This is a genomic window from Furfurilactobacillus sp. WILCCON 0119 (assembly GCF_053471565.1).
Genome location: NZ_JBPCCV010000004.1, coordinates 257,912 through 284,273 on the forward strand (window position 1 = coordinate 257,912; position 26,362 = coordinate 284,273).

4 protein-coding genes are annotated in these 26,362 nt (G+C 44.5%); all 4 read left to right on the top strand.

Features of this window, described 5'->3' with window-relative positions:
* Positions 1–87: 87 nt before the first annotated feature.
* Positions 88–2,667, top strand: coding sequence for a YhgE/Pip family protein (locus tag ACRYI5_RS08365; protein WP_448224961.1), 2,580 nt, complete (start codon positions 88–90; stop codon positions 2,665–2,667).
* A gap of 532 nt (positions 2,668–3,199) precedes the next feature.
* The gene (locus ACRYI5_RS08370) at positions 3,200–3,982 is read left to right on the top strand and encodes an AzlC family ABC transporter permease (protein WP_407880105.1); all 783 of its coding nucleotides are present in this window, start codon (positions 3,200–3,202) and stop codon (positions 3,980–3,982) included.
* Positions 3,975–4,289, top strand: coding sequence for an AzlD domain-containing protein (locus tag ACRYI5_RS08375; protein WP_407880044.1), 315 nt, complete (start codon positions 3,975–3,977; stop codon positions 4,287–4,289). The genes ACRYI5_RS08370 and ACRYI5_RS08375 overlap by 8 nt, the downstream gene beginning before the upstream one ends.
* A 674-nt stretch (positions 4,290–4,963) precedes the next feature.
* On the top strand, positions 4,964–26,362 hold a 21,399-nt coding region (locus ACRYI5_RS08380), incomplete at its 3' end, for a hypothetical protein (protein ID WP_448224955.1).

Sequence of the window (26,362 nt, forward strand, 5' to 3'; positions counted from 1 at the left end):
GATTAGCACCACGGTGCGTAAGTGACTGAACAGCGGCGGAAAACTGCCGCGTCAATTCTAGAAAAGTAGAGGTGGCTCCAAGTGAAAATGGTTGCCAAAGAATGGAAGTTTATTGGCAAAAACCGGTTGATTTTGATTTCGGTTTTAGCAATTATGATCATTCCATTCTTGTACAGTATTTTCTTCCTGAAGTCTGTGTGGAATCCATATGGTGAAACGCAGCATTTGCCCGTTGCCGTTGTTAATAACGACAAGGCGGTCACATATCAGGGTCAGAAATTAGACGTCGGAGATCAGGCAGTGAAGTCTTTGAAAAAAGATCATCAACTGGGCTGGCGGTTTGTTTCTGAAAAGAAAGCAAAACAGGGCTTAAAGGACAAAAAGTATTATACGATCGTGACCTTCCCGAAGGACACGTCCAAGAATGCAGCGTCCGTTTTAAGCAAGAACCCCAAGAAAATGACGATTCAATATGAAACCAATGGTTCATTGAACTACATTGGGGAAGTTATCAGTCAAATTGGGGCGACCGGGCTAAACGAAAAGATCCGCCAAACGGTGATCAAAGCGTATGCCGACGCCACCTTTAGCCAAGTGAAAAAGGTTGGTAAGGGGATGACGCAGGCTGCTAACGGGGCAAAGACCTTGTCAAAGGGGCAAAAGACCCTTGGGACGGGAATTGACACGTACACGGCGGCTGTGAGCCAGGTCAATGACGGTGTTCAAACCATGAAGATGAGTGTCGGTCCATTAGCGAGCGGCGTTAACCAACTCGCTGACGGTGGGAACACACTGAATAACGGACTTCAAACGTTAAACGGGAGTACGGGTTCGTTAGCCAACGGGACCCAACAGTTGGCGACTGGTAGCCAGGCCGTGAATGCTGGTGCTCAGCAATATACAGCGGCTGTTGGTCAGTTGAATGATGGGTTGGGTCAGTTGTCTGCCAATAACGGCAAGATTACGGCTGGACTACAAAACATCCAGAGTGCGTCAGCACAGTTATCACAACTGCCAGCCATGTTAACAGCAATGCAGTCTGTTCATGATGCAACACCGGGTCTGCAAGCAAACATGGCTAGTTTACAGTCACAAATGGGTGCGCTTGATAAATTAGCAGCACTTAAAGAAAGTTTGGCTGGGATTAACGTAGCCGATCTGCAAAAGGGTGTGGCTAGTGCTAACAGTGGCTTGAACACGGTTCAAAGTGCTGCTGGAACGGCTAATGATTCATTTGATAAGATTGTTGCGGACATTCAAAACTCATCGCTGAGTGACGCTGATAAGCAGACAGCGATTGCTGCCATTAGTGGGGATGTTAAGACTGGTAAAACGGGTGCCTTAACAGCTCAGGCAGGAGCAAAGGCCGTTAATGATGGGCTGTCAGCTCAACTGACACCATTGATGTCACAAATGACGCCGGCACTGTCTGCAATTAACGGCATCGACACGAAGCAATTATCAAGCACGGCAACAACGACATTTGCTCAAGCCTCAGCCTTGCTGAACACGGCAAATGCGTTGACGAGTCAGGACACGATTAACCAGCTGAAGGCACTTGAAGTTCAGGCTGGCGGAATGTCAACGCAGTTAGCACAGTTACAAACGTATGTTAACGGTGTTGGAACTGCGGCAAACGGTGCGGCTCAATTAAACGCTCAATCCGGTGCGTTAGTTTCTGGTGCCAGCCAAGTGGCTAACGGAAACGCGCAGTTGAACGCTCAGGTGCCAACGTTAGTTAGCGGAGTTCAACAACTTGCTAACGGTTCTTACCAATTAGCTGGCGGATTGAACCAGTTGAACGGTCAAATCCCAACGTTGAGTAATGGGGTGGCGCAATTAGCTGATGGAACGTCACAATTGAACGCTAACTCACCAGCACTGAAGAATGGTAACAAACAGTTGGTTACTGGTTCTGTGAAGTTATCTGATTCATTGGGTGACGGTGCAAAGCAGGTCAACAGCATGCCATTATCAAGTAAGACATCTGACATGTTTAGTGCACCAACACAGCTGAAGCACAAGAGCTACAGTACCGTTAAGAACTATGGTCACGCCTTGGCACCATACGTGCTGTCAGTGGCTCTCTATGTTGGGGCAATCGTTTTCAACTTTGCCTACCCAATTCGGAAAATTTCGATGGAAAATCAAAGTGCGACGGCATGGTTCTTCAGTAAAGCTTCTGTCGGATTAGTGGTTGCGATTGTTCAAGCCTTGGTTGAAACAGGCTTCATGATGTTATTTGGACTAGAGGTTATGCACCCAGGCATGATGTTTGCTGTTGCAACGGCATTCTCTGTGGCCTCAATGTTCCTCGTTATGTTCCTGTCCATGTTGCTGGATAACCCAGGTCGTTTCATTGCGATGGTCCTTCTGATGCTGCAACTTGGTGGTTCAGGTGGGACATTCCCAATGCAAGTGACAAACGGATTCTACAACGCCATTCATCCGTTCCTTCCGATGACGTATTCCATCTTGGGATTGCGTGAAGGACTGACGGCGGGGTTAGGAGCTAGCACCGCGTGGAACGCAACTGGCTTGCTCTTAATGATGGCTGTGATCTTTGCGGCCCTTCTATGGGGAACAATGGTCTACTTGCAACACATCCACTTACAGGGCTTCTCACAGCTTGATGACAACCAAAAGTTACAAGATGTGGAAAAATAGTAAGAGCGAAACAAAGCACGTTTAGGCTCCCTTAGGTAACACAAACAGACGCCTCATGGACGATTTATGTCCATGAGGCGTCTGTTTGTGTTAGATGAGAAGAAGTCTGTGCTTTGTTACGCGTTTACGGCAGTGAGCCGTATGGACGGCCCTGTGGATTAAAGGATGGGCCACGATTTTCACGCAGTCCGACACATCAAGTCGCCGATTTAATGAATGACGAACGTTCTTAAATATGCTAAAAAGTTTGGTTTGCCTAATCGCATTATTCTAATTTCACCAAATAAAAGCGGTTACATTCGAAACGTCGTTCGGTAATCTGCCCCTGTATGGTTACAATGATGATTCAATCATGGTAAAATATATTCGCATTGTTTCACGGTTTTCATTTAATCTGACTGTTAATTAATTTAGGACCATGCTGGACGAAATGGTTTGTCTGACATGGCGTAAGCACGAAGGGTGCTTTAATAATGGAGGATGCATTTTGAAAAAGGAACAGGCGAACTGGCTGGCAGTGCTTAAGATCGCAATGCCGCTATGTTTAAGCTATATTCCCATTGGGTTAGCCTGCGGGGTGCTGTTACATGCCGGGGGACTAAACACTTGGTTGATTGGATTGCTATCGCTGATCGTGTATTCGGGTGGTGCACAGTTCTTAATTGCCACCATGCTGACGATTCATGCACCCATTTCTCAAATCATCATCATGCTGTTCTTCCTGGAATTACGTTATGCATTACTAGGGTCCAGTTTGTCACATTACCTGAAGAATTCATCACACCGGTTCTTACTGGGGTTTGCCTTTTCGTTAAACGACGAAAACTACGCGGTGAACTATTTAAAGTTTGCGACAGATAAATTCTGGACACCAGGCAACGCATTATTGGTGGAACATTACGCATTGTATACGTGGGCGCTATCAAACATCGTCGGGAGTTTAGTGGGCTCATCGCTAAAAATCAACCTTGTGATCGTTGATTTTGCATTGACCGCACTGTTCCTCTACATGGTAACCATGCAGGTTAAACGGCGCTTGACGTTGTTGACTGCAATACTCTCAGGGGTATTATCAGCGTTCTTCTGTGTGAGTCTTAAAAGCACACTGGGGATTGTTATTGCAACGCTTCTAGCGTCGACGGCTGGCTTTTTGGCCGATCGGGTCATTCGATCCATGGCACCAGACAGTGCGCTTTTATATAAAGTTCGTGGGCCGTCGGGAACACGTGAGATGATTAATGACCAAGAGCTAACAGAAGAGCGATTATTGTCCGAAGGCCAAGACAAAGCAAAGGAACACACTGATCATGAATGATTTGGCGTTGGTATTATTAGCGGGGGTCGCTGCATTCATTCCGCGGTACTTCCCAATGTTGTTTTTCTCCAAACGGAAAATTCCAGCTTGGTTCAATGAGTGGATGGGGTTTGTTCCAGTTTCACTTTTTACAGCATTGATCGTTAAACAAATTTTTGTGACGTCAACATATGTTTTCTCGCTGGGAAACATTGCGGCGATGATTTCTGCTGTTTTGGTCATTGTTATCGCGTACTTTACACGATCAATGACGTTGTCCGTTATTTTGGGGCTTTTGCTAATGTGGGCCCTGACCATATTTCTTTAAAATTTAAAAATCGTATTAGACGGCCTGTTTAAGTTAACAGGTCGTCTTTTTTCGTTTTAGAGTCATTGAGAGAATAATCCTTATTTTTCATAACCATTTACTCTTGTGTGCATTTATTTCAGTAAACTATTATAATAAATAACCATTTCGTATATTATAATTTTTCTCGAAAGAAAACGATTTTTTAATTAAAAAGACAAGATTAAATGTGCACAATTTGTTAGAATAGAAACATAGCAGGAAACCCCTGTTAACCATGTAGAGAACCTAACCAGTTCTCTCGGAATATAGTTGGATTGTTGATACGTTCCGTACAACCGTTTTTCTATGTTGACGTGCGAAAATTACTTTACAATGTAAATGATTTTATCAATATTGTTTATCATCGGTCTAACCAGCCGCTGATAACTCGATGCTATATCGGTCTAACCAGCTGATGTAACTGTGATTGATAAACTCAAATGGTACATTTGTTTAGCGATAATTAGACGGTGGTTAATTATTAAAGAACTGGTATTTGTGGATGATGTAAGTTGTTCACAATTAACTGGGTTACTCAATTCGGGGAATCTTTGCTTTCTTAAACAGGCTTCATGATTCTAGTAATCAAGCAAAGGGGGATGATTCATTGATGAGCTGATTGAATCTAAATCAGAAAGGGGTGACACATAATCTTGAAATCGAGAGACAAAGTTGGCCGCTTGATCACCACGGTGTTGGCGGTAGCCATCATCATGGGACCACTTGTTTCTAATCCTGCTGCACAACTGTACTCAAACGCGACAATGACTGCAAAAGCCGATTCGCGAACCAAAAAGAGTCCAGAAAGTGCTGTTAAAGACAGCGCTCGTGACGCAAAGAGCATTGCCTCTGGTGATGTTAAGAACGTCAAGGGCGGCGCCATTGTTACAATGACGATTACACCAAGTGAAACGAACTTCTTGAAGAAGAATGAGCAGATGACTGTTCATTTTGACAAGAAGAACGTGGACTTGGCTCATTTACGTTATTCAACGAGTAGTAACGCGCCATTCTCGTACAGTCGTAAAGACGGTACAGTAACATTAACGTTCAATCGTGATTTGCAGAAAGGGAATTACCAAATTACCTTCGCTGCACCAACGAAGAATGTCAAAGCAGAAACAAGTGTTGACGCAACGCTCTTAAACAAGCAGATTTCACTGAAACCAAACGTGATTAAGTCCGTTGCTCAAGCAGCAACACAACAGCAAAACCAATCGAATGCTGCTAACCAGAATCAAAACCAGAACCAAAACGAGAACGCAACAGCTTCTAACCAAGCCACAACGCCTCAAACTAGCAATGCATCGACTGGTCAACAAGGTCAGACAGGAAATTCTTCCACTAACCAAGAACAGCCTACTGCAAGTCAGGCTGCTCAATCGACGACGCCTCAGCAAAGTGCTCAACCAGCACAACAGCAACAACAGCAACAGGCGTCACAAAATCAGCAGCAAATGACGGCCCAGCAAGCAATCGATAAGATTATGGACCACACAACGATCACGCCAGGAACAACGCAGACCGGCCAAGACGCCAGTCAAGCAAGTTCACTGAACAACGTGACAACGAGTGCGCCCAACAAACCGTCACCAGCTGCCACGACAAGTGCAGCTACCACGCAACAATCAGCAACTCAAACAAAAACAACTACAGATACAAGTACAAGTACCACAACAACTGCGACACCTGTTGCACCTGTAGCGTCAACGTCAACGACAGAGAACACCACTTCTCAGCCAACGACACCAGCTGCTACGGCACCTGCAACAGCAACGCAACCAACGCAGTCGTCCACCACAACGCCTGCTACAAGCACGACAAAAGCACCAGCAGCACAAACAACTGCTTCTGCTTCACAAACACAAACGGCACCAGTCACAGCGACACCGGCACCAACTACGCCGACGTCAACGCAGACACCTGCCACACCTGTAACAACCACATCAACGAGCGAGAACACCACTTCTCAACCGACGACACCGGCTGCTACAACCGCGACGACACAACCGTCCACCACGACGACCGTGCCATCAACTGATTCAACTACATCGTCATCATCACCATCAGCAACTGTAACGCCGAACCAGGATTACGTTGCTAATACTGATCAGAATGGCCACACAGTTGTTACCACACCGGAACCAACTGTTTCCGACCCTCAGACGACGCTTGATCAACAGATTGCCGCTTCAAAGAACGGTGATAACAGTAATCAAACGAACCAACCGTCTAACGATCAGGAAGATTTGTTTACGCACATTCAGGGCCGAATCGACGGATTGACTAACGGTAAGTTTAACGACGCCGAGCAATCCCAGATTGTTAAGGCCTGGCCTGGGGTCCTGAATAACATTGCAACAGACATTAATGCCGGAAAGACGAACCAAGTTTGGTACTACTCAGTACCACTTGCCACTGGTCAAAACGCATTAGTCACGATTGATGGCACTAGTGATGAGATCAACCAAATTCTGAAGAGTTTTGGTGGTCAACTCAAACCTGGTGACTTTGATCAGGCTGAAGACATCTCTGTTCTGCGGAAGTCAAAGGTTTATGCTGACTACCAAAAGACGGCAGGGAATCAATCAATGTCTGCAGCAGATGCATTCACAAACCTGTTTTCACACCTGGCGATAACATTTACGAATGATTCAACAACGCCTGCTGGTACAATCATGGCACCAGCAGCAACGGCTCCGCAAAGTGTTTGGAAGACGTTCTTAGACGCATTTAAGCAAGCTAAGAATGGCAACAAAGATGGGGCAGCGACTACTAACACCACCACCGCAACGACGCAAAACTCTAGCGATGATAGTAACGCTTTGTTTAATCAAATTCAGAGTCAACTTAACAAGTTGGCAGCTGCCGGAACTTCTGTTGAACAACAAGAGATTCTTGCAGAATTGCCATGGATCTTGAATAATTTGAGTAGCCAAATGGCCAACAATTCCGCAAACCAACACTGGTTATACCGGATTCCGTTAACAACAGGTCGTTATGCAGACCTTAATTTTGACGGGACGACCGCGCAAGCAACGCAAATTATGAGTGCATTGGGTCAGAGTATGACACCTGGTGCATTTGATTCGGCAATTAACGTAACTAACTTACAAAACTCACCATTGTATAAGATCTACACCACAGTCGCAGGTTTCATTAACAACGTCAGCACGACGCTGAAACCAATTATTGACTCGATCAACAATGCGTTAGCACCCATCAAAAACTTCCTAACGGGGTTAATGGGCGGTAACTTTGACTTAAGTAAGTTGTTTAGTGCTGTCGGCAATAAGTTAGGGGCTTGGGTACAATCACTCGGGCAACAATTATCTAAAGTAGGGAATGACTTGAAGTCACTGGGAGCACGCTTATTACCAGGCGCACTCAAAGCTTTGACGGTTGTTGTTCCAGTTGCTTTGATTTTGCCAGTTATTTTGATGGCACTGCCTGTGTTATTACCTGTGTTACCGCTATTGGGTAATTTATTATTAATGCCCGCTTTTGGTTTGCTACTGCCTTTGGCATTGCCACTATTTGTTGGCGTGCTTGCTCCACTAGCATTACCAATTTTATTTGCTGGTTTACCATTATTGTTGCCATTGTTACTACCAGCATTGGTATTATTACCGATTACCTTATTTAACGTTGCAGCTTTACCAATTGCTTTAGGCGCTCTTGCTGTTCTGAACTTAGGCCGCATTATTCGTAATGCAGTACTTGTTCAATTGGCTGTTCAAACAGTAATCAATACTGCCTTAATTGGACTTACTGCGATTAATTTTGGTGTTATAAACACGTTATTGATCAAGCCAATCTTAGCCGTTGCAGGCTTACTTGGTGCATTGGCACTACCATTCTTGCTTGCTGTTCCAGCTGTATTATTAGCTATTCCAGCAGTATTATTGGCAGCACCACTCGCATTAGGTTTCGGGGCGTTCTTATTGAACACACCATTACGCATGCTTCGTCATGGATTAGAAGCTGCACTGTTAGCACCAGTATTAGCTTTACCACTAACACTGCTTGCTGGCGTGGCTAACTTGCTAAAACCAGTCGGACTGTCATTACTTGCGTTTGCCGCAATGAATGCACTGACCCGGATGTTTAGCCTTGGTTTGAATGCGTTTGATTCAATTGTTAATGCGATTAAAGCCGCACTGCGCATCGCCTTTGTTGGCGTGACAGCTGCCGCCTGGTTTGCATTACCAAGCATTGCACGTTTGATTTTATTCTTCACGCTGTTGCTACCTCTAGCTGGCTGGTTCTTACGTCGCTTCTTCCTTCCATTGAAGGTGATGGGTGACTTGATCAGTGCAGTGAAGGCGGGCATTAAGGCGATTTTACCAGTTGTTGCTGCTGCAACAGTTACAAATGTGATTTTAACCAGTGTTATGGGATTAAACGGCTTGTTTAACCTTGCTAACGCAACGTTGAAACCGCAACTGCTTAACTGGGGCGTTGCACTTCTGCTGACAGTATTAGCGTTCATTCCAATTAGCCTTGCCATGCTTGTTGGTGGCTTGCGGAGATTTGTCTTCCCAAGTCTATTGACACGTCTTGGTCGTGGCTTATTGGGTGGCTTAATGCTAATCCCAACTGGTTTGGCTTTATTCTTACCAGTTGTAAACTTAATTGCTGGCACATTACTGCTAGCATTGCCAACACTTCGTAAAGTTTCGAATCGTTTGCTTTTGCCATTATTCCTGCTCGGGGGCGTTTTGACCGCAGCAGTGACAAGCTTGATGACAACCATCACCAAACTTGTTGCCGCTCCAGTTAAAGCCACCGTTGCCGCCGCTGCCGGTACCGCGTTAATCACGGTACCGCTGCTACTGGCTTCGATGATTGCTCCCCGGATTGTTGCTTGGGGGCTTGCACTCCTTACAGCAATCAACTTGAGCATCGCATTGCGCGTTGCCCTTGGGATTAACGGTTTGCTGAAATATGCAATCAAAGCAATCATCAAGACCTTATTAGTTGGCGGACTACTATTAACAACACCATTGTGGATTGGACTGCCAGTCTTGCGCTGGATCCCATTGTTGGCCCTTGGGTTGACTGGGTTAAGTGTCCTAAACGATGGTTTGATTCAGATTCCATTACGAATGTTGACTAACCGCTTGTTACCACTTTTGGCCGGTGCTTTAGCAATCTTGCCATTAGTCCTTGTAACGCGTCCTGCAGTTAAGTTAGCCAGCGGACTTGGTGCCTTATTACTTGCACCGCTTGCGCTGCTGAACGTTGTCCTGCCGTTTCTTGTTGAACCAGGGAGGGCGCTTCTCAACGGCCTGACCTCGGGTCTGAGAATTTTGGCTCTCACTGCCTTTAACGCCGGCTTGCTGACGCTTGGTGGTGTTCTATTACGTAGCCTTCTTGCCGTTCTGGCCTTGGCTACCGTTCCATTCTGGTTCATCGCTCCTCTTGTTGCTCTTAATGCGCCTTTGCTCTTACTGGCTTTGCCTTTAGCAATCTTGCCTTTGAGTTTCTTCAAGAACCTTGTGATTGATCCTCTTTTAAAGACTGCTTTACTCTTGCCTTTAGTCTTCATGGCCATTAGTTTGGCTATTCTGCCTCTGACCTTATTACAAGCCTTAGGTGCAGCAGGGCAGGGGTTATCCAATGGGTTGGCTTTATTGTCTTCACCATTGTTGTACCTGTTAACCACGATTTTGCCAGCACTCTTTGCCGTACCTTTACGTCTTTTGGGTGATGGTTTAGCGCTCTTACTTGGTTTACCAGTCTTCTTGCTTGTTTCCATTCCATTATTGCTTGCTGCTTTGCTCTTGCCTGGCTTGATTGGCTTACCTGTCGCTGCTTTCTTAGCAGCCTTACCTGCCATTCCTGTTCTCCTTGGCTTAGCTGCCTTGAACGGTCTCCGTTTCTTGAATAATGGTTTATTGGATCTCCTTGGAATTGGTTTGCCATTACTCGGTGGTCTGGCTTTGGCCTTGCCAAACCTCTTAAACCCACTGGGAAACCTGATTAACGGCCTTAACTTCGGCTTGCCGTTGTTGATCGCCTTAAACGCACTTCGCAAGCTTTTAGCTGATTTATTCATCGGGATTCCGCTGCAATTGGTTCTGAACCTCTTGTTGCCGTTAGCAACCTTCTTGATGGCGCGGTTAGCCTTACCATTGCTTAATGCGTTGCTCTTCCCATTAACGTTGATCAACCTTGGTGTTTTGACCCGTGCCCTCCAAGCATTGCTTGTCACACCTGCCTTACACCTGTTGAACTTACTCGTTAGTCCGTTACTTGGCGCCTTGGTCGGCGGTCTTGCAACGCTCTTACCTCGTTTAGCTCACGCGATTTTCGTTCATGGTTTGCTCCTTGGCTTACCACTCTTTGGTAGCTTCTTACCTGCCTTACTTCACGCCTTCCTTGGCCGGTTCTTCCTGCCTCTTGGCTTGAAGTGGTTGGCTGGTTTGCCACTCCTTGCTGTGCTTGCTACTCAGGCTCTTTGGTTCCTTAATGGTGCCATCCATGCTTTGAACACCGCCTTGCTCGGTGCTTTGACTGCCTTAATTGGTAGCCAGATCGCACGACTCCTCGGTCGCACAGCAATTAACTTCCTTGCTGTTCCTTTCTTGTTGTTCGGAATTCGTCCTGTACGGTTCTTAAACAACTTGTTGGGCAGCTTGGCCTTAGTCTTTGCAGGTAACCGTCTGTTGCCTTTGGCACTGGCGCTTCTGCAACGACTCACTATGCAACTTGCTACGTTAGTTCACTTCGCTATTCGCGGATTGACTCACACTTTGAGCACGTTGTTCTTAGCCTTACCATTTGGACTGTTTAGCGTTTTAGGTACGCTTGCCGCACTTAACATGCTTAATGATCTCTTGGTTGGCGTACCCGTCCAGCTTTTACTGAACGTATTGCTGCCACTTGGCGTGCTGCTTAGTTTAGCTGTTCTCCTACCACTTGTTAGCCCATTAACGTTCGTTGCGAACGTTTTACTGGGCCTCATTCCTGGTCGGATTCTTTCCACCTTGTTGTTAGTTCCTGCATTGTTGCTCTTAAATCGTGCATTAGCTTGGCTTCCTGCCTTTCTAATTGGTGGTCTCTTAGCAACTTTGCTCCCACGCGCTCTTCATGCTTTAATTCATGAAGGCCTGCTGACTGGTTTACCTTTATTTGGTCTTCCAATCGCATTACTAGCAGCAACGTTATTGAACCACGCTTTGTTACCACTTGGTTTCAAGTGGTTATCATTACTACCATTACTTGGATTTGTCCCATTATTACTGGGCGCACAAGTTCTATGGTTGATTCGTGCCGTCCGTCACGCCTTTAACACATTGTTGTTAACACTCGTGAACACGTTACTGAATCATCTTATCTTAAGCATGTTGACCGGCCTTCCATTGTTAGCATTGGTTATGCTGCAAGGACTCTTTGGCCTTCGGCCATTCCATGCTTTAAACACTGTTTTACTGAGCATTTTGAACACGTTCTTACTGAACCGGGCTTTGCCATTACTGGCTGCACACCTTGTTAAACGGGGCATGCAATTAGTCGGTCTTGGTCACTTCCTGCTTCGGGCACTGTTCAACATTCCACTCGTTCTCTCACTGGCATTGCCAGGCATGATCGGCTTAGTTGGATTGCTCGGGTTCTTACTGGATATTCCGTTGGTCTTGAACCAGATTCTCTTAAACCACTTGTTACCACTGGCATTAGCCTTGGTAACTCGCGTTACCTTGCCACTCTTGACGACTTTGGCTCTGCCATTGATCTTCTTAGGTAGCATGTTACGGGGTCGGTTATTATCAACGTTATTCCTAACACCTCTGATGTTATTGGCAGTTAACTTATTGAGTTGGTTACCAGGATTATTGCTCGGCGCGTTGCTTGGTTTGCAACGGACGCTGCATGCTTTACTTCTGCAAGGCTTCCTTGGTTTGTTAGCCTTCGGTTTGCCTTTATTGGCTCTCGGAACTCAAGTATTGGGTGCTTTAGCAGCATTACCAATCTTCTTCCTCCAATTACTGAAGAACGCCTTTATCGTTGCACCTTTATTGGGTCTTGGTTTACCTCTTTTGACCGCTGCCATCGTTGGCGCCGTTCTCTGGGCCATCTCACCAATTAATTGGTTCTTGAAGTTAGGGGCGTTTGCGCTGGGCCTTGGCCTGTCGCTTTTGACCTTACCGCTGTGGTTATTAGCTCCTGGCCTTAACTTCTTACGGCGTCTCGCCGTCCTTGCTTTGGCCTTGTTATTGCCACTCGTATTATTCAATGGGCTTGTGATGGGCGCACTGAACTTGTTTAACACAGTTCTGTTCGGCTTATTCTCCATTCCATTGGGTATCCTAGTCGGAATCCTTGATTTACTTCGTCGGATGTTCAATCATTTTGTGATGAACACTTTAACGAACCTGACCTTATTCGGTTTAGGATTATTACTATTCACTGGTTTAAAGGTGCTTGTTGACATTGCGAAGACATTATTACACGTTGGCGTTCTTGCCTTTGTGATTTTGCCAATTTTGCTTGGTGCAACAGCACTTACGACCCTCGTATTATCATTACTGAACGGCCTAGTTACACTTGGTGCAACATTATTAAACAATGTCGTTCTTAACGGCTTGTTATTTGCTGCATTAGCCGGATTAGGCTTACTACCACTGATTGGTTCACAAATTATTTCAACAGGGGTTCGTGCATTTACACTGGCCGCTGTCCTAACGCTTGGCTTGTTCTTGGGCTTACTACGTTTGGGTAACCGTTTAGTATTGAGCTTTGTTTTAGGCTTGATCAACACGGCGACAAAAGCGGCTCGGAATATTGCCGGTGCATTGGCTGGTTTAGGGACAATCGGTACGGTTTTGGCGGCCTTAACGCCAGTTCCTGGTCACCTCTTACTTGCTGCTGTATTGTTTGGGTTGACTACGTTACCACTCGCATTATTCTTGATTACGTTGCCACTATCACTGTTGACTGGCTTGAACAATTTGATTGCTAAGGGCTTGGCATTACTGTCACTCTTGACGATTCCATTGAACTTGCTGAACACTTTGATTGCAGCCATCGTCATCAGTGGGGTGGTTAAACTTGGGTTAGACTTGCTTAACTTACCAATTCTATTGTTAACGCAAGCAGTCTTACTCGGTTTCATTGGTTTGCCGTTGTTGTTATTGAATGGCTTACTTAAATTAGGTGCTACGCTTGGTCTTGGCGCATTAGCATTAGGGACGAGTGTTCTTGTTCCGTTACTTGTCTTGAATGCCATCTTGTTTGGTCTATTCTCAGTGGCTCAACCACTGTTGGCGCTGATCTTACTTGGCTTGCCAAGCTTATTACCATTCTTTAACCTGAACATCTTCTTGCTGGGCTTATTACCACTGCTTGGTCTAGGAATCAACGGGTTGAAGTTACTCTTATTACCACTACGGATGTTAACTGACGGGCTTGGCTCATTACTGGCATTCGGTTTGACGCTTCTTGCCACACGTCTATTTAACAAAATGTTTATTATTCCTGTATTAACAGGGATTGAAACGCTGGCTTTGCTTGGTCTTCTTGGTCTATTAGCTCTACCATTGACGCTGTTGAACAATCTGTTATTAAGCCTCTTACCAGCCTTAGTTGCTGGTCAACTAGCGCGCTTAGTCCGTTTATTGTTCGGTGGTTTACCATTCTTCCTCGGAACATTATTGGTTATTTTGTTACCGTTAGTGATTAATGGGTTACTGACAGCATTAATTCCTGGGTTAAACCTGATCACAGTTCCACTTGGCTTGTTAGCATTATTGGCAATTCCATTGGCACTATTAGGGATGTTAGGTAACATCGTTAACGCTGTGTTAGTTGGAATTGTCGTTAAACACGCAATCCGGTTATTACTTAACCTGCTTGCTGACGCGTTGGTATTGGCAACGCTACCGCTCATTTTGGTTGGCGGATTGCCACTAGCAATTTTGGCCGTTCTAGCAATGAGTGTCCTTGCACCATTAGCAGGTCTCTTGTTAGCACTCGGCATGATTTTGTTACCAATTGCTTTGTTGATGTTATTGGCACTGCCATTCGTGATTTTCTCAATGCTAGCCTTATTACCAGTATTCTTACCGGTCTTGCTAGTATTGATTCCATTACTTTTGCCACTGTTATTACCAACAATGTTATTGGGCTTCTTCTTTAACCAAATTCTCTACTGGTTCTTGTCACCAATCTTCTTGCAGATCCTAATCGATCCAATTACAGACCTCAAAGCTTTCATCATTAGTCTGTACACGATGTTCATTAACCCAATTTTCTATTGGGCATTTGCTATCATCTGGATTCCCGTTACGATCTACACATTTATTGGGATGTTTGTTAACTGGTTAAACCCACTAAACTGGTTATTTAGAGGTCTAGCCACTGCAGCATTACTTGCCTTACCAACACTGCTTGTCTTAGCATTGCGTGCATTCATCCACCTCCGAATTGGCGTCTTATTAACGCTGAATCCATTGGCTGGAATCCCTGCATTCCTATTGCTTGGCCTTGCACGAGTAGGGACGTTGTTACTGCTTAATGCATTCGTCATCAATACTTTTATTGCAACATTGCCACTGACAGTTTATCTTTTTGCTGTTATCGTCCTCGACTTTATCATCGTCTTCGCTAACGCATTGTTAAACTTAGGAATCAATGTGCCAAACGTATTAACAGTTTGGATCATCGTACCGTTGGAAACGACGTTGGGTGTGACGTTCACACTGTTTAATATCGTTGCAATGTTGGCCCTTGATGCACTACTAACGATTCTGTCAGTACCAGTTATCGCTGGGACGACACAGTTAGCCTTATTATTGGCCACACTTGCTAATCCGTTAGCAGCGTTAGCTGCAATTGGCCGGTTTGCAGTCATTGGTTTGTCATCTGTAGTTGCATTTCTTGCAGGTGTCTTCGCCATTGCTGAAACATGGTTGCCAGCAGTATTTAATGCCGCAACATTCTTGTTCTACTTGATCTTCGCTAATCCAATGTGGATGTTGGCTCAATGGACCGGTTTAATTCCAATTATCGGTTGGGCTGTTCAATTGGTCACTGACTGGATTTACATGCCAATTGGTTACTGGGGAACTGCTGTTATCGCTGTCTTCTCGTTCGCATTGTACTTCCGTTTGATCATTCCACTCGTATTCTCTAGCGTAGTGGGCGTTATCATGCTTGCTTCGATTCTTCCAGTTGTTTTATTAACACTGCCAATTGCTTTACTGGGAACGTTAGCCTTCTATGGTTTAACAAACCTGGTTGCAGGAATCGGAACCTTACTATTCTTGATCATTCCTAGCATTATTATTGGTTTACCTGCATTAGCTGTGATTCTGTGGTTCTTAGCACCGATTTTCCTCCAATTGCTGGTTAACCCAATTACAGATATGAAAGCATTCTTCATCAGTCTGTACACAATGTTTATTAATCCTGTCTTCTACTGGGCCTTTGATGGCATCTTTATTCCAGTAACGATTGGATCATTTATTGGAATGTTCATTAACTGGTTGAATCCACTTAACCTGTTATTCAAGGGCTTGTCATTGGCTGCTCTGTTGGCTCTGCCAACACTGCTGTTCTTGGCGGTTCGCGCGTTATTCCATCTGCAATTAAGTTCATTATTAACGTTAAACTTATTTGCTGGTGTGCCTGCCTTCTTCACGATTGGTCTCGCGATGTTAGCAGGGTTCAACATGTTAGGACTGTTCTTCTTGAACACGTTCATTGCAACATCACCAATTATTGCTTACATGTTTATTGTCATCGTGATCGATGCGATTCTGGTCTTTGCAAACGCCTTATTGAACTTAGGAATTAACGTTCCAAACGTTCTAACAGTTTGGGTCATTGTTCCATTACAAGCTAACCTAGGTGTTCTGCTTACGATGATCAACATCGTCGCAATGTTGTTGCTCGATGCTGGTGCTGCCATTGTTACTTTGCCAATTTTTGTTGGCTTACTACAATTAGGACTAGTATTGGCCGCTTTGGCAAACCCACTAGCTGCATTAATTGCAGTTAACCGGTTTGCAACAATTGGGATCGCTTCAATTGGTGCTTTCTTGCTCGGTGCGTTCATGTTAGCTGATACATGGTTACCAGTCGCATTTAACGGCATCGCATTCCTTTGGTACCTGATTTTGGCTAATCCAATTTGGATGTTGGCTCAATGGACGGGGTTAATTCCAATCATTGGTTGGATCGTTCAATTAGTCACTGACTGGATTTACATGCCAATCGGTTACTGGGGGACTGCATTAATTGTAGTAGTCTCATTTGCACTTTGGCTTCACACGATGGTGCCACTCGTATTCTCTGCTGGTATCGGGATGATGTTGTTATTGGCAACGTTGCCAGTGATTTTACTGGTACTGCCAGTTGCACTTATCGGTGCGCTTCTTTTTGCAGGCGTAACGGCATTGAATACACTATTACCAATGCTCTTAGTAGCTATTCCAACTGTGATTATTGGAATTGCTTCACTGATTTTGATCACATGGTTCTTAGCCCCAATTGCATTACAATTGATGGTTAACCCAATTACAGACTTCAAGGCATTTATTGTTGCTCTGTACACGATGTTTAATGATCCAATTTACTTCTGGGCCTTTTCAATTTTCTGGATTCCTGTAACGATTTACTCGTTTGTCGGGACCTTTGTAAATTGGCTAAACCCACTTAATTACTTGTTCCTTGGCGTATCACTGTTTGCTTTGTTGGCGCTGCCAACATTAGCTTTGGCAGGGATTCGTGCCTTCGTACATTTACAACTTAGTTCACTATTAACACTGAACTTCTTTGCCGGTGTACCTGCATTCTTGATGCTCGGGATTGCTGGTTTAACTGCGATAAACTTATTTGCAACGTATGTTCTAAACACGTTTATCGCTACTTTACCATTGGTAATTTACCTGTTTGCCGCTCTTGCAGTCGACTTTGTTGTCGTCTTTGCAGACGCATTCCTTAACCTGGGGATCAATGTACCAAACGTGTTAACAATATGGGTCATGTTACCGTTAGAAGTAACACTAGGTGTCGTATTGACACTGTTCAATGTTGTACTCACGTTGATTCTTAATGGTCTTGTCACTATTTTGGCATTGCCAATCTACGCTGGATCATTGCAATTAGGTCTACTGTTGGCAGCATTGGCAAACCCATTAGCAGCGCTTATTGCTATTAACCGTTTTGCCATCGTTGGGTTATCATCAGTTCTAGCATTCTTTGCCGGGATTTACATGGTTGCTCAAACTTGGTTACCAGCAGTCTTTAATATGGGCACCTTCCTGTGGTACCTGATTTTTGGGAACCCAGCATGGATGCTTGCTCAATTAGTTGGATTGATTCCAATCATTGGTTGGATTGTTCAATTGATTACCGACTGGATTTACATGCCAATCGGTTACTGGGGGACTGGGGCACTCGCTGTTCTATCCTTCTCACTGTACTGGCGGTTTGTAATGCCACTCATTTTCTCAGCAGTTATTGGGATGATGAGTTTAGTCGCAATTCTGCCAATCTTCTTGCTTGTCTTACCAATTGCGTTAATTGGAACAGTTGTATTCTTTGGGGCCACTGCATTATTGGCCGCACTTGGAACATTGTTGCTTACAATTCCTGGTGTAATTATCGGTATTGCAGCGTTGATCCTGATTGTTTGGTTCTTGGCGCCAATTACGTTACAACTTCTTGTTAACCCAATTAGGGACATGGAAGCCTTCGTTATTAGTGTCTACACGATGTTCATTAACCCAATTTTCTACTGGGCCTTTGCCATCATGTGGATTCCATTAACCTTTGGATCATTTATTGGAATGTTTGTTAACTGGTTAAATCCATTTAACTACCTGACAATTGGTCTAGCCTTAGTTGGCTGGTTATCATTACCTGTTTTACTATTCTCAATGATTCGGGCGTTTGTTCACTTACGGGTAGGGGCGTTATTAACGTTGAACCCAATCGGTGGCTTACTTGCTTCGATGACTTTGGGAATCGCCCAATTGGGTGCCATTCTGTTGCTAAACGGATTCTTCTTGAACACGTTTATTGCAACTGTCCCATTGGCCATTTATCTTGTTGCTGTCATCATCATTGATGCATTGATTGTCTTCTTTGATGCGTTTGCCAACTTAGGGATCAATGTGCCAAACGTCATCACTGTTTGGGTCCTTGTACCGTTAGAAACATCGCTTGCTGTCTTCTTTACGTTAATTAACATCGTAGGAATGCTGCTTGCAAATGGTGCATTGATTGTTGGTTTACTACCAATTATCGTAGGATCGTTGCAGCTTGGCTTAATGCTGACGCTTCTTTCCAACCCATTAGCAGCTATCATCGCTGCTAACCGGTTTATGGTTATTGGGCTATCATCTGTCATCGCATTTATTGCGGGGATCTACATGATTGCTCAAAGTTGGCTGCCAGCTGTCTTTAACATTGTTGCCTTCATTTGGTACACCGTTTTGGCCAACCCGGTATGGATGTTGGCTCAATGGATTGGTTTAATTCCAATCATTGGGTGGATTGTTCAGTTGATTACTGACTGGATTTACATGCCAATTGGATACTACGGAACTGCCTTGATTGCAGCAACCGGGTTTGCATTGTTCTTCCATACTGTCTTACCGCTTGTCTTCTCAGCTACACTTGGGATTATGATGTTGCTGTCTGTATTGCCAGTTGCATTATTACTTTTGCCAATTGGGTTGATTGGAACGGCATTGTTCTTCGGTGCAGTTGATTTAATCGCTGCTGCAATTACGTTACTGCTTGCAATTCCTGGTACTATCATCGGGGTTGCCGCTTTGATCTTAATTGTTTGGTTCTTCGGACCACTGTTCTTACAGTTGACAACGAATCCAATCGAAGACTTTAAGGCATTTATCTTAGCAACGTATACAATGTTTATTCATCCAGTTCTCTATTGGGCTTTCTGGATTATCTGGATTCCGTTAACGATTAACTCCTTTATCGGAATGTTCCTTAACTGGTTGAACCCATTGAATACCATTAATTACATCATTAGTTGGTTTGGGTTGTTTGGCGGTCCAATAACTGCCTTGCTAACATTCCTCTTTATTGATGCCGTTAAATTTGGCTCATTGATCCTGCCGTTTAACTTTAACTTTGCAAGTAGCTTGGTCAGTTTCGTTGCGATTACTGCTAGTGAAGCATTGTTACTATTAACGTTTATCAACATTGGGATCATTCGGCCAGCATTGATGATCAGTTTGCAATTGATTACCATTGTTAACTTGGAATTAGTAATTGCGTTCATCGTTGTCTTCTTGAATGCATTTGCTAACTTAGGGATTAACACACCGGTTACGTTAACCATGTGGGTCTTAGTACCGTTGTTCATTATTGTGCCAGTCTTCCTGACATTGATGAACTTCATCGTAATGATGTCGCTAGATAACGTTACATTGTTATGGTCATTGCCGTTAGCCGGTTTGGGAATTGCAGTCGGGCTGTTAGGCGGAATGCTTGCACACCCACTGATGATTCCAGTAATTCTCTTAACACAAGCATATCTGGGACTAGTTACACTCGGAACATTCTTTGCTGGAATGTTTATGCTTGCTGAAGAATGGTTGCCACATGGGTACTCATTATTAGCTTCAATTTGGTACCTGATTTTCTCTAACCCATTATGGATGCTCGCTCAATGGACTGGATTAATTCCAATCATTGGTTGGGCCGTTCAATTGGTAACCGACTGGATCTACATGCCAATCGCTTACTGGGGTGCCGGAATCATTGCCGCTTTGTCATTCTCCATTGTTGTTATGGGTGTGTTCTGGCAAGCATTCTCAGCCAATATGATTGGCTTGTCATTACTTGTTCCATTAGCACCACTAGCGATTTTGCCGCTATTAATGATTACACCATTGCTGCTTTCCATTCAGTTAGGGATGTGGTTAGCTTCAACGATTTTGATTAAATTAGCCTTCGGGTTGGTTGATCTATCGTTTGAACTGATTCCACTCTTGACACTTGCAATTAGTTTATTAGCAGTAGCAGCGTTAGCTTTGCCATTACTGTTAGTCTTTGGACCACTGTTATTGCTAGGCTTGCCACTATTGTTACTGGGCTTACCATTGCTTGTGGTACCAGCACTCTTACTTGCAGTGCCAGTACTCTTGCTTGCATTACCATTGTTACTACTGACGGTCTCATTATTGACAGCACCACTTCATTTATTAAATGATGTTATCTCTAAGGGACTTGCTGTTTTGACAACGTTACTTGCAAATGGTCTTGGCTTATTACCGTTAGACCTACTGAACTTGGCAATCTTGAACTCGATCTTAGCGTTGAACGTTTTGACGCTCATTGCTAACTTGATTCCTGGATTGCTTCACAAACTTGTTACAGTACCATTATGGTTATTGTCACTTGTTGGCTTACCACTGTTGTTATTAAAGCCGTTTATTAAGCTGGACTTACTGAACAACTTGATTGCGTCAACTCTTTGGAAGACGCTCGCTTTATTAGCAACGTGGCCAATCTTCAAAGCAGTTACAACGCTGATTAATGGGTTACTTGATTTGATCAGAATTCCATTACGAGCATTGCTGATTGGTTTACCAGTATTCTTAGGTGCATTGTTATTGAATAACATGGTCCTTGGACCAATGCTAAACATTTTATTGCCGCTGGTTACGGCGTTAACTGTTGGCGGGTTATTAACAGCACTGAATGTTGTGCAAACATTATTGGCTGGCTTTAACTTTGCGCTTAGCGCACTGGGTCTAATCTTACCAATTCTGAACCTTGTTAGAAGAGCTGCCTTCTGGGCATTACTTGGTTGGCAACTCTTAACAGCACCGTTGCACCTCCTGACTAACTCATTATTATTAGCCGGTCCTGCATTGTTAACTGTTCTGAATGTGCTGTTAGGTAACGCACTTGCAAAGTTGTTATTACTGCCAATTGTGAACTTGTTATTGCCAGTTCTAGCATTCTTAGCAACGTTACCATTGAAATTACTGTTTGACGCACTTGCATTACCACTCATTTTAAGCGCAGGGTTATTGTTGCCATTGCTGGCGGCACATGCACTTAGCTTGTTGAAACTCTTGCCAGACCTCGCAACCTTGTTTGGCAACCCAGTCTTGCATGCATTAATGAAGGTCACTAAGTTACTCTTGTTGCCATTGTTCTTACTAACATGGCCATTAGTACTTACCCTTGATTTAGCTGATAAGTTGTTGTCTGCAAACAACCGCTTACTCATGTTGCCATTCAAGATCGGGAACTTATTGAAGGATCTGCTTGGCCCATTATCATGGTTGCCACTGAACCTGTTGAACAACGGGTTGGCAAACATCTTACGGCCACTGGTTGCCTTAGCAATCCTTGGTTTACTTCTCTTACCAATCGGTCCAATTAAGTGGTTACCAATCTTAGCACTGGTACCTGTTTGGTTGAACTTGTTAGGGAAGGGCTTAAAGACATTTGCTAATGGCCTCGGCGATTTAGCACTTGCCGCAACGTTACCATTACTGGCTGGTGCACTTGCGTTAGCGATGACGCCATTAATCAGTACATTGTTGACGTTACCAGCGTTTGTACTGGCACTGAAGGCCTTGACTGATTTAAACTTCACGTTATTCAAGACACTCTTGCCAGCGTTGATTCTGGGTACGCTCGTTGCACTGAATGGTGGATTAATTAACGCATTACTTGGTTTGCCACTCCTCTTACTACAAGGGTTAAAGGCATTAGTAACAGGCAACTTATTACTCTTGCTTGGCTTACCTGGTCTTGTACCATTCCGCAACTTGTTGTTAGCGGGGATGTTCATTCTTGGCTTCCTCCCAGCACTGATTAACGCATTGGCTTTGCCATTTGAACTATTTGTTAAACCAGTTCTTGATTTAATTCGGAATATCGCTTTGCCGCTTTTAACCTTTGTGACTTTGCGTGGATTAACACGGTTGCTTGGATTCGGTCCAATTAGTAAGTGGCTGAACCCATTGACTTGGATTAAGTCATTAAATGCCATGTTATTACCAGAATTACTTTTAGGTCTGTTGACTGTACCAGTTCTTCTGGCAGCCTTACCAACTCAAGGTCTCTGGTTGGCTCGCGTGATCACATACGCACTGGCAACACCATTATTGATGGCGTTGGCAACGTTACTGACACGTTCGTTAGCGCGTCACCTTGGTCGCTTCTTGACACTTGCTGTCGGCGGTCCGCTGTTACTCTTCGGATTACGGCCACTGTTGGCACTGAACACCGCCATTAAGAGCCTTGTTAAGGGCGCTGCTTTGAACCGGATCGTGCCACTTGTTCTTGATAACCTTGTTAAGAACATGATGCGGATTGGTTCAACCTTCGTCTTCGTTCTTCGTGGTTTGCGTCACCTTGGCGAAATGCTTCTTGGCTTCGTCATCGCACCAGGTGTCCTTGGATTGTTCGGGATGGTTCGGACCATTAACGACGCTGTTGTGGGAATCCCACTGGCCTTGTTACTGAACCACATCGTTCTTCCATTGATCACTTGGTTTGCACTTCGGATTATGTTGCCATTGCTTTCACCATTAGCCTTCTTGGCTAACTTCGTGATTGGCGGACTGTTAGGTCGCTTCCTCACGACGGTATTGGCATTACCACTTGTTTGGTTGACTAATAGCTTGCTTCAATGGTTACCAGGATTGTTGTTAACTGGTTTGACAACGATCATGCCACGGTTGATTCATGCCGTTCTAAACGACTTATTGATCGGACTACCATTATTTGGTGGTTTAACCATCTCAAGTCTTGGTCAATTACTTCGTTGGTTATTGTTACCACTTGGCTTCAAGTGGTTGGCTTTGATCCCAACGCTCCCACTGTTACTTGTCCTACCATGGACAATTCGCACGGTCCTTCACGCACTCAACACGTTAGCCTTAACGTTGTTGAACACGCTGTTAGCCCACGGATTGTTCAGTACTTTGACAAATGTGCTTGGATTACCATTAATGATCTTGTTTGGATTGTTTGGCCTACGGCCATTACGCTTGCTTAACAACTTGTTGAGTGCGGGCCTGCACACCATCTTATTCAACTTGATTGCACCATTTATCTTGAGTGGATTGGCTAAACACGTGCTGCGGTTGCTTGGTTTTAACCGCTTCCTGCTTCACGGATTACTCAATCTGCCAATGTTCATCTTCAACTTGCCAAACATCTTACCAGGATTCCTTGGTAACTTGGGCTTGCTGAATGGGTTAGGGGATCTGTTCTTCAGAATCCCAGTTCAACTCTTGTTGAACCGGATCTTGCCACTCTTAACATGGTTAGGCACACGACTCTTACTGCCAGGTTTGAACTTGCTGATTGGTTTGCCATTGACAATGCTGATCACCATGCCACTTGGACGTGTATTGTCGACGCTGTTCTTAACACCATTGTTGAAGTTAGGTAACGATCTGTTGAGTCTGTTACCAGGTCTGTTATTCGGCTTGGCAACGATGTTGCCACGTCTCTTAACTGGACTGCTTGTTCAAGGACTGACTGGATTACCACTATTTGGTGCCTTACTGCCAACATTGCTCGGGCTGGTTACCCGTCACGCATTGTTGCCACTCGGCTTCAAGTGGTTAGCCTTGATTCCGTCCTTACCATTACTGTTACCTGCACTTTGGCTTGGGCTTGGGTTACAACATGCGTTGAACACGTTGTTACTTGTCCCATTAAACGCCGTACTCGCAACTGCCTTGATTAACGGACTGAACCATGGTTTGATCAACTTAATCGTCGTTCCATTCACTCTGTTTGGCTTACGGCCATTACACTTGATCAACACATTATTAGGGACATTTGGTTTAGCTTGGTTATTGAACCGTGCCATTCCAACACTCCTTGGTGGATTAGCCGGCTTGCTGGTTGGTCTCACCGGATTAACGTTCTGGACACTTCGTGGCTTGAACAATGGGCTTCAATTTATTGGCTTGCCAGGGATTCTTGCATTAGCTGCGGGCCTTGGTTTCCTCAATTCATTGCTCTGGTTAATTGTTGGATTACCACTTAGTTTTGTACTGAACGCAACCTTACCACTGATGACTTGGTTTACCCTTCGCGGCTTGAACCGGTTAGTTGGGTTACCGTTGACTGTGATCACCCTTGGTCTTCTTAACCGGATCATTTTAACCGCACTCACATTGCCATTAGTAGTGCTTGCTGGACAATTACTTGGTGGTTTAGCACCAGCTATGTTAGGTGGATTTACCGTTGCCGGTTTACGCTTACTGATTAGCTTGTTAACACCATTAGTTGCTCTCGGCTTACCACTCTTGGCACAATTACCATTAGCGTTGGTAGATACCATCGCTAAGTGGTTGCTCTTACCATTCGGCTTCAAATGGCTGTCATTCTTACCTGGTTTAATTGGTATGATTGGAAGCTGGTTGTTGTTACCACTTGGTTTCAAGTGGTTGGCATTAGCACCACTGTTCAACCTTGGCTTACCATTATTGTCCGGGTTACCACTACTCATTAACGGCTTGTTCTTACTGAACACGTTACCTGCTAGCTTACTAGCCGGCCTCCTGTTTGGTCTCCCAGCTGCTTTACTTGGTGGACTACTCGCACCAGCATTGGCATTACCATGGTTGCTGTTCGGCTTCCACCCATTGACAAACCTATTCACCTTGTTGAATAGTTTGCTTCTGACTGGCTTGGTAAACTTATTATTACCAACGCTGATCGCTCTGGGTCAAAAAGCTTTGATGAACTTAGCTGGTTTAGCATTGCCATTACTGAACTTGTTAGGAACATTAATTCCACTTGGATTGTTAGCACTAACCTTGTTTAACTCACTGGTTAAACCAATCCTTAACCTTGGCCGTCAACTTCTTCTCGGATTAGTTGCGCTACCGTTAACATTGCTTGGGTTAGCTAAAGCAATCTTCGATACGATGATTCGCTTACCATTACAAACGTTCTTACTGTTTGCTTTGCCACTTGGTTTAGCGACATTGAATTTTGTTGGTTTGTTACCATTGAACTTGCTCAATGTGGTAGCTATTGGCTTACCATTGCTTGGGCTGTGGGCGCTGAATTCTGTTCTTCGGTCCTTGGCACCTGCACTGTTCGGAGCGTTCTTGGCAAACGTCTTAAAGAATTTGCTGAACCGTTTGGGACATGTGATTAACGGGTTGAACTTCTTGCTTGGAAACCCACTTGGCTTCTTGTTTAACTTACCGATGCTTACCATTGGTGGTTTACTTGGGCTAGGAAAAGCATTACAGAACTTGATTCCAAACTTATTCAAGAACTTGCTGATCCTAGGCGCCTTGGATAACCTCGGAACATTCCTGTATGTGATCGGTTTACCAGTTGTTCTGTTCTACCCACTGATTGCCGCATTACGGTTGATTCCAACCATTGCGATGATCAAGACATTACTTGACCCATTGTTACAACTGATGATCAACGTTCCGTTGCTTGGATTAGTTAACTTGTTGGCACCCGTTCTGGTTGCTAGTTTGCTCTTACCAATCTTTGTCAACGCACTGGTTAAGTTAACACCACTGGCTGTCTTCCTTGGTTTATTCCCATTGTTAGACTTGCTGGACGCAATGGCATTACCAGTAATCGCTGGCCTCGCTGGTTTTATCGGCTTGTTGCCAATCATCGGTTTATTGAACAACATGCTCTCTGGCACAAAGATCATTGTGTTACCAATCATTATCAGCATCTTGGTTCCGGTCTTCCTATTACCACTTGGTTTAGGATTACCACTTGTCCTCGTTGGTTTCGGCTTACCACTTGTTGGTTTAGTACTACCGTTACTTGGATTGATTTTAGGATTCTTTGGATTAGGGTTACCATTCCTTGGTTTATCATTACTGTTGCCAGTTCTTAGTTTGTCACTATTAGTGACATTGCCGCTGGTTACGGCAGTGTTGCCAATCTTGGTACTGGTATTGGCACCAGTTCTGCTAATTGGTTTTAACTTCGTGTTCTTGCCAATGATTCTACCTGGATTCTTTGCAATCTTAGTACCGATCCTGTTACCACTTGTGCTCGTCGTTGGCCTCCCTGTACTGGGAATCAATGTGTTGCCACTCCTT

Bases quoted from the DNA above. Each gene is read 5' to 3' on its own strand.
- ACRYI5_RS08365 (WP_448224961.1), top strand. From the start codon at position 88: ATGGTTGCCAAAGAATGGAAGTTTATTGGCAAAAACCGGTTGATTTTG.
- ACRYI5_RS08370 (WP_407880105.1), top strand. From the start codon at position 3,200: ATGCCGCTATGTTTAAGCTATATTCCCATTGGGTTAGCCTGCGGGGTG.
- ACRYI5_RS08375 (WP_407880044.1), top strand. From the start codon at position 3,975: ATGAATGATTTGGCGTTGGTATTATTAGCGGGGGTCGCTGCATTCATT.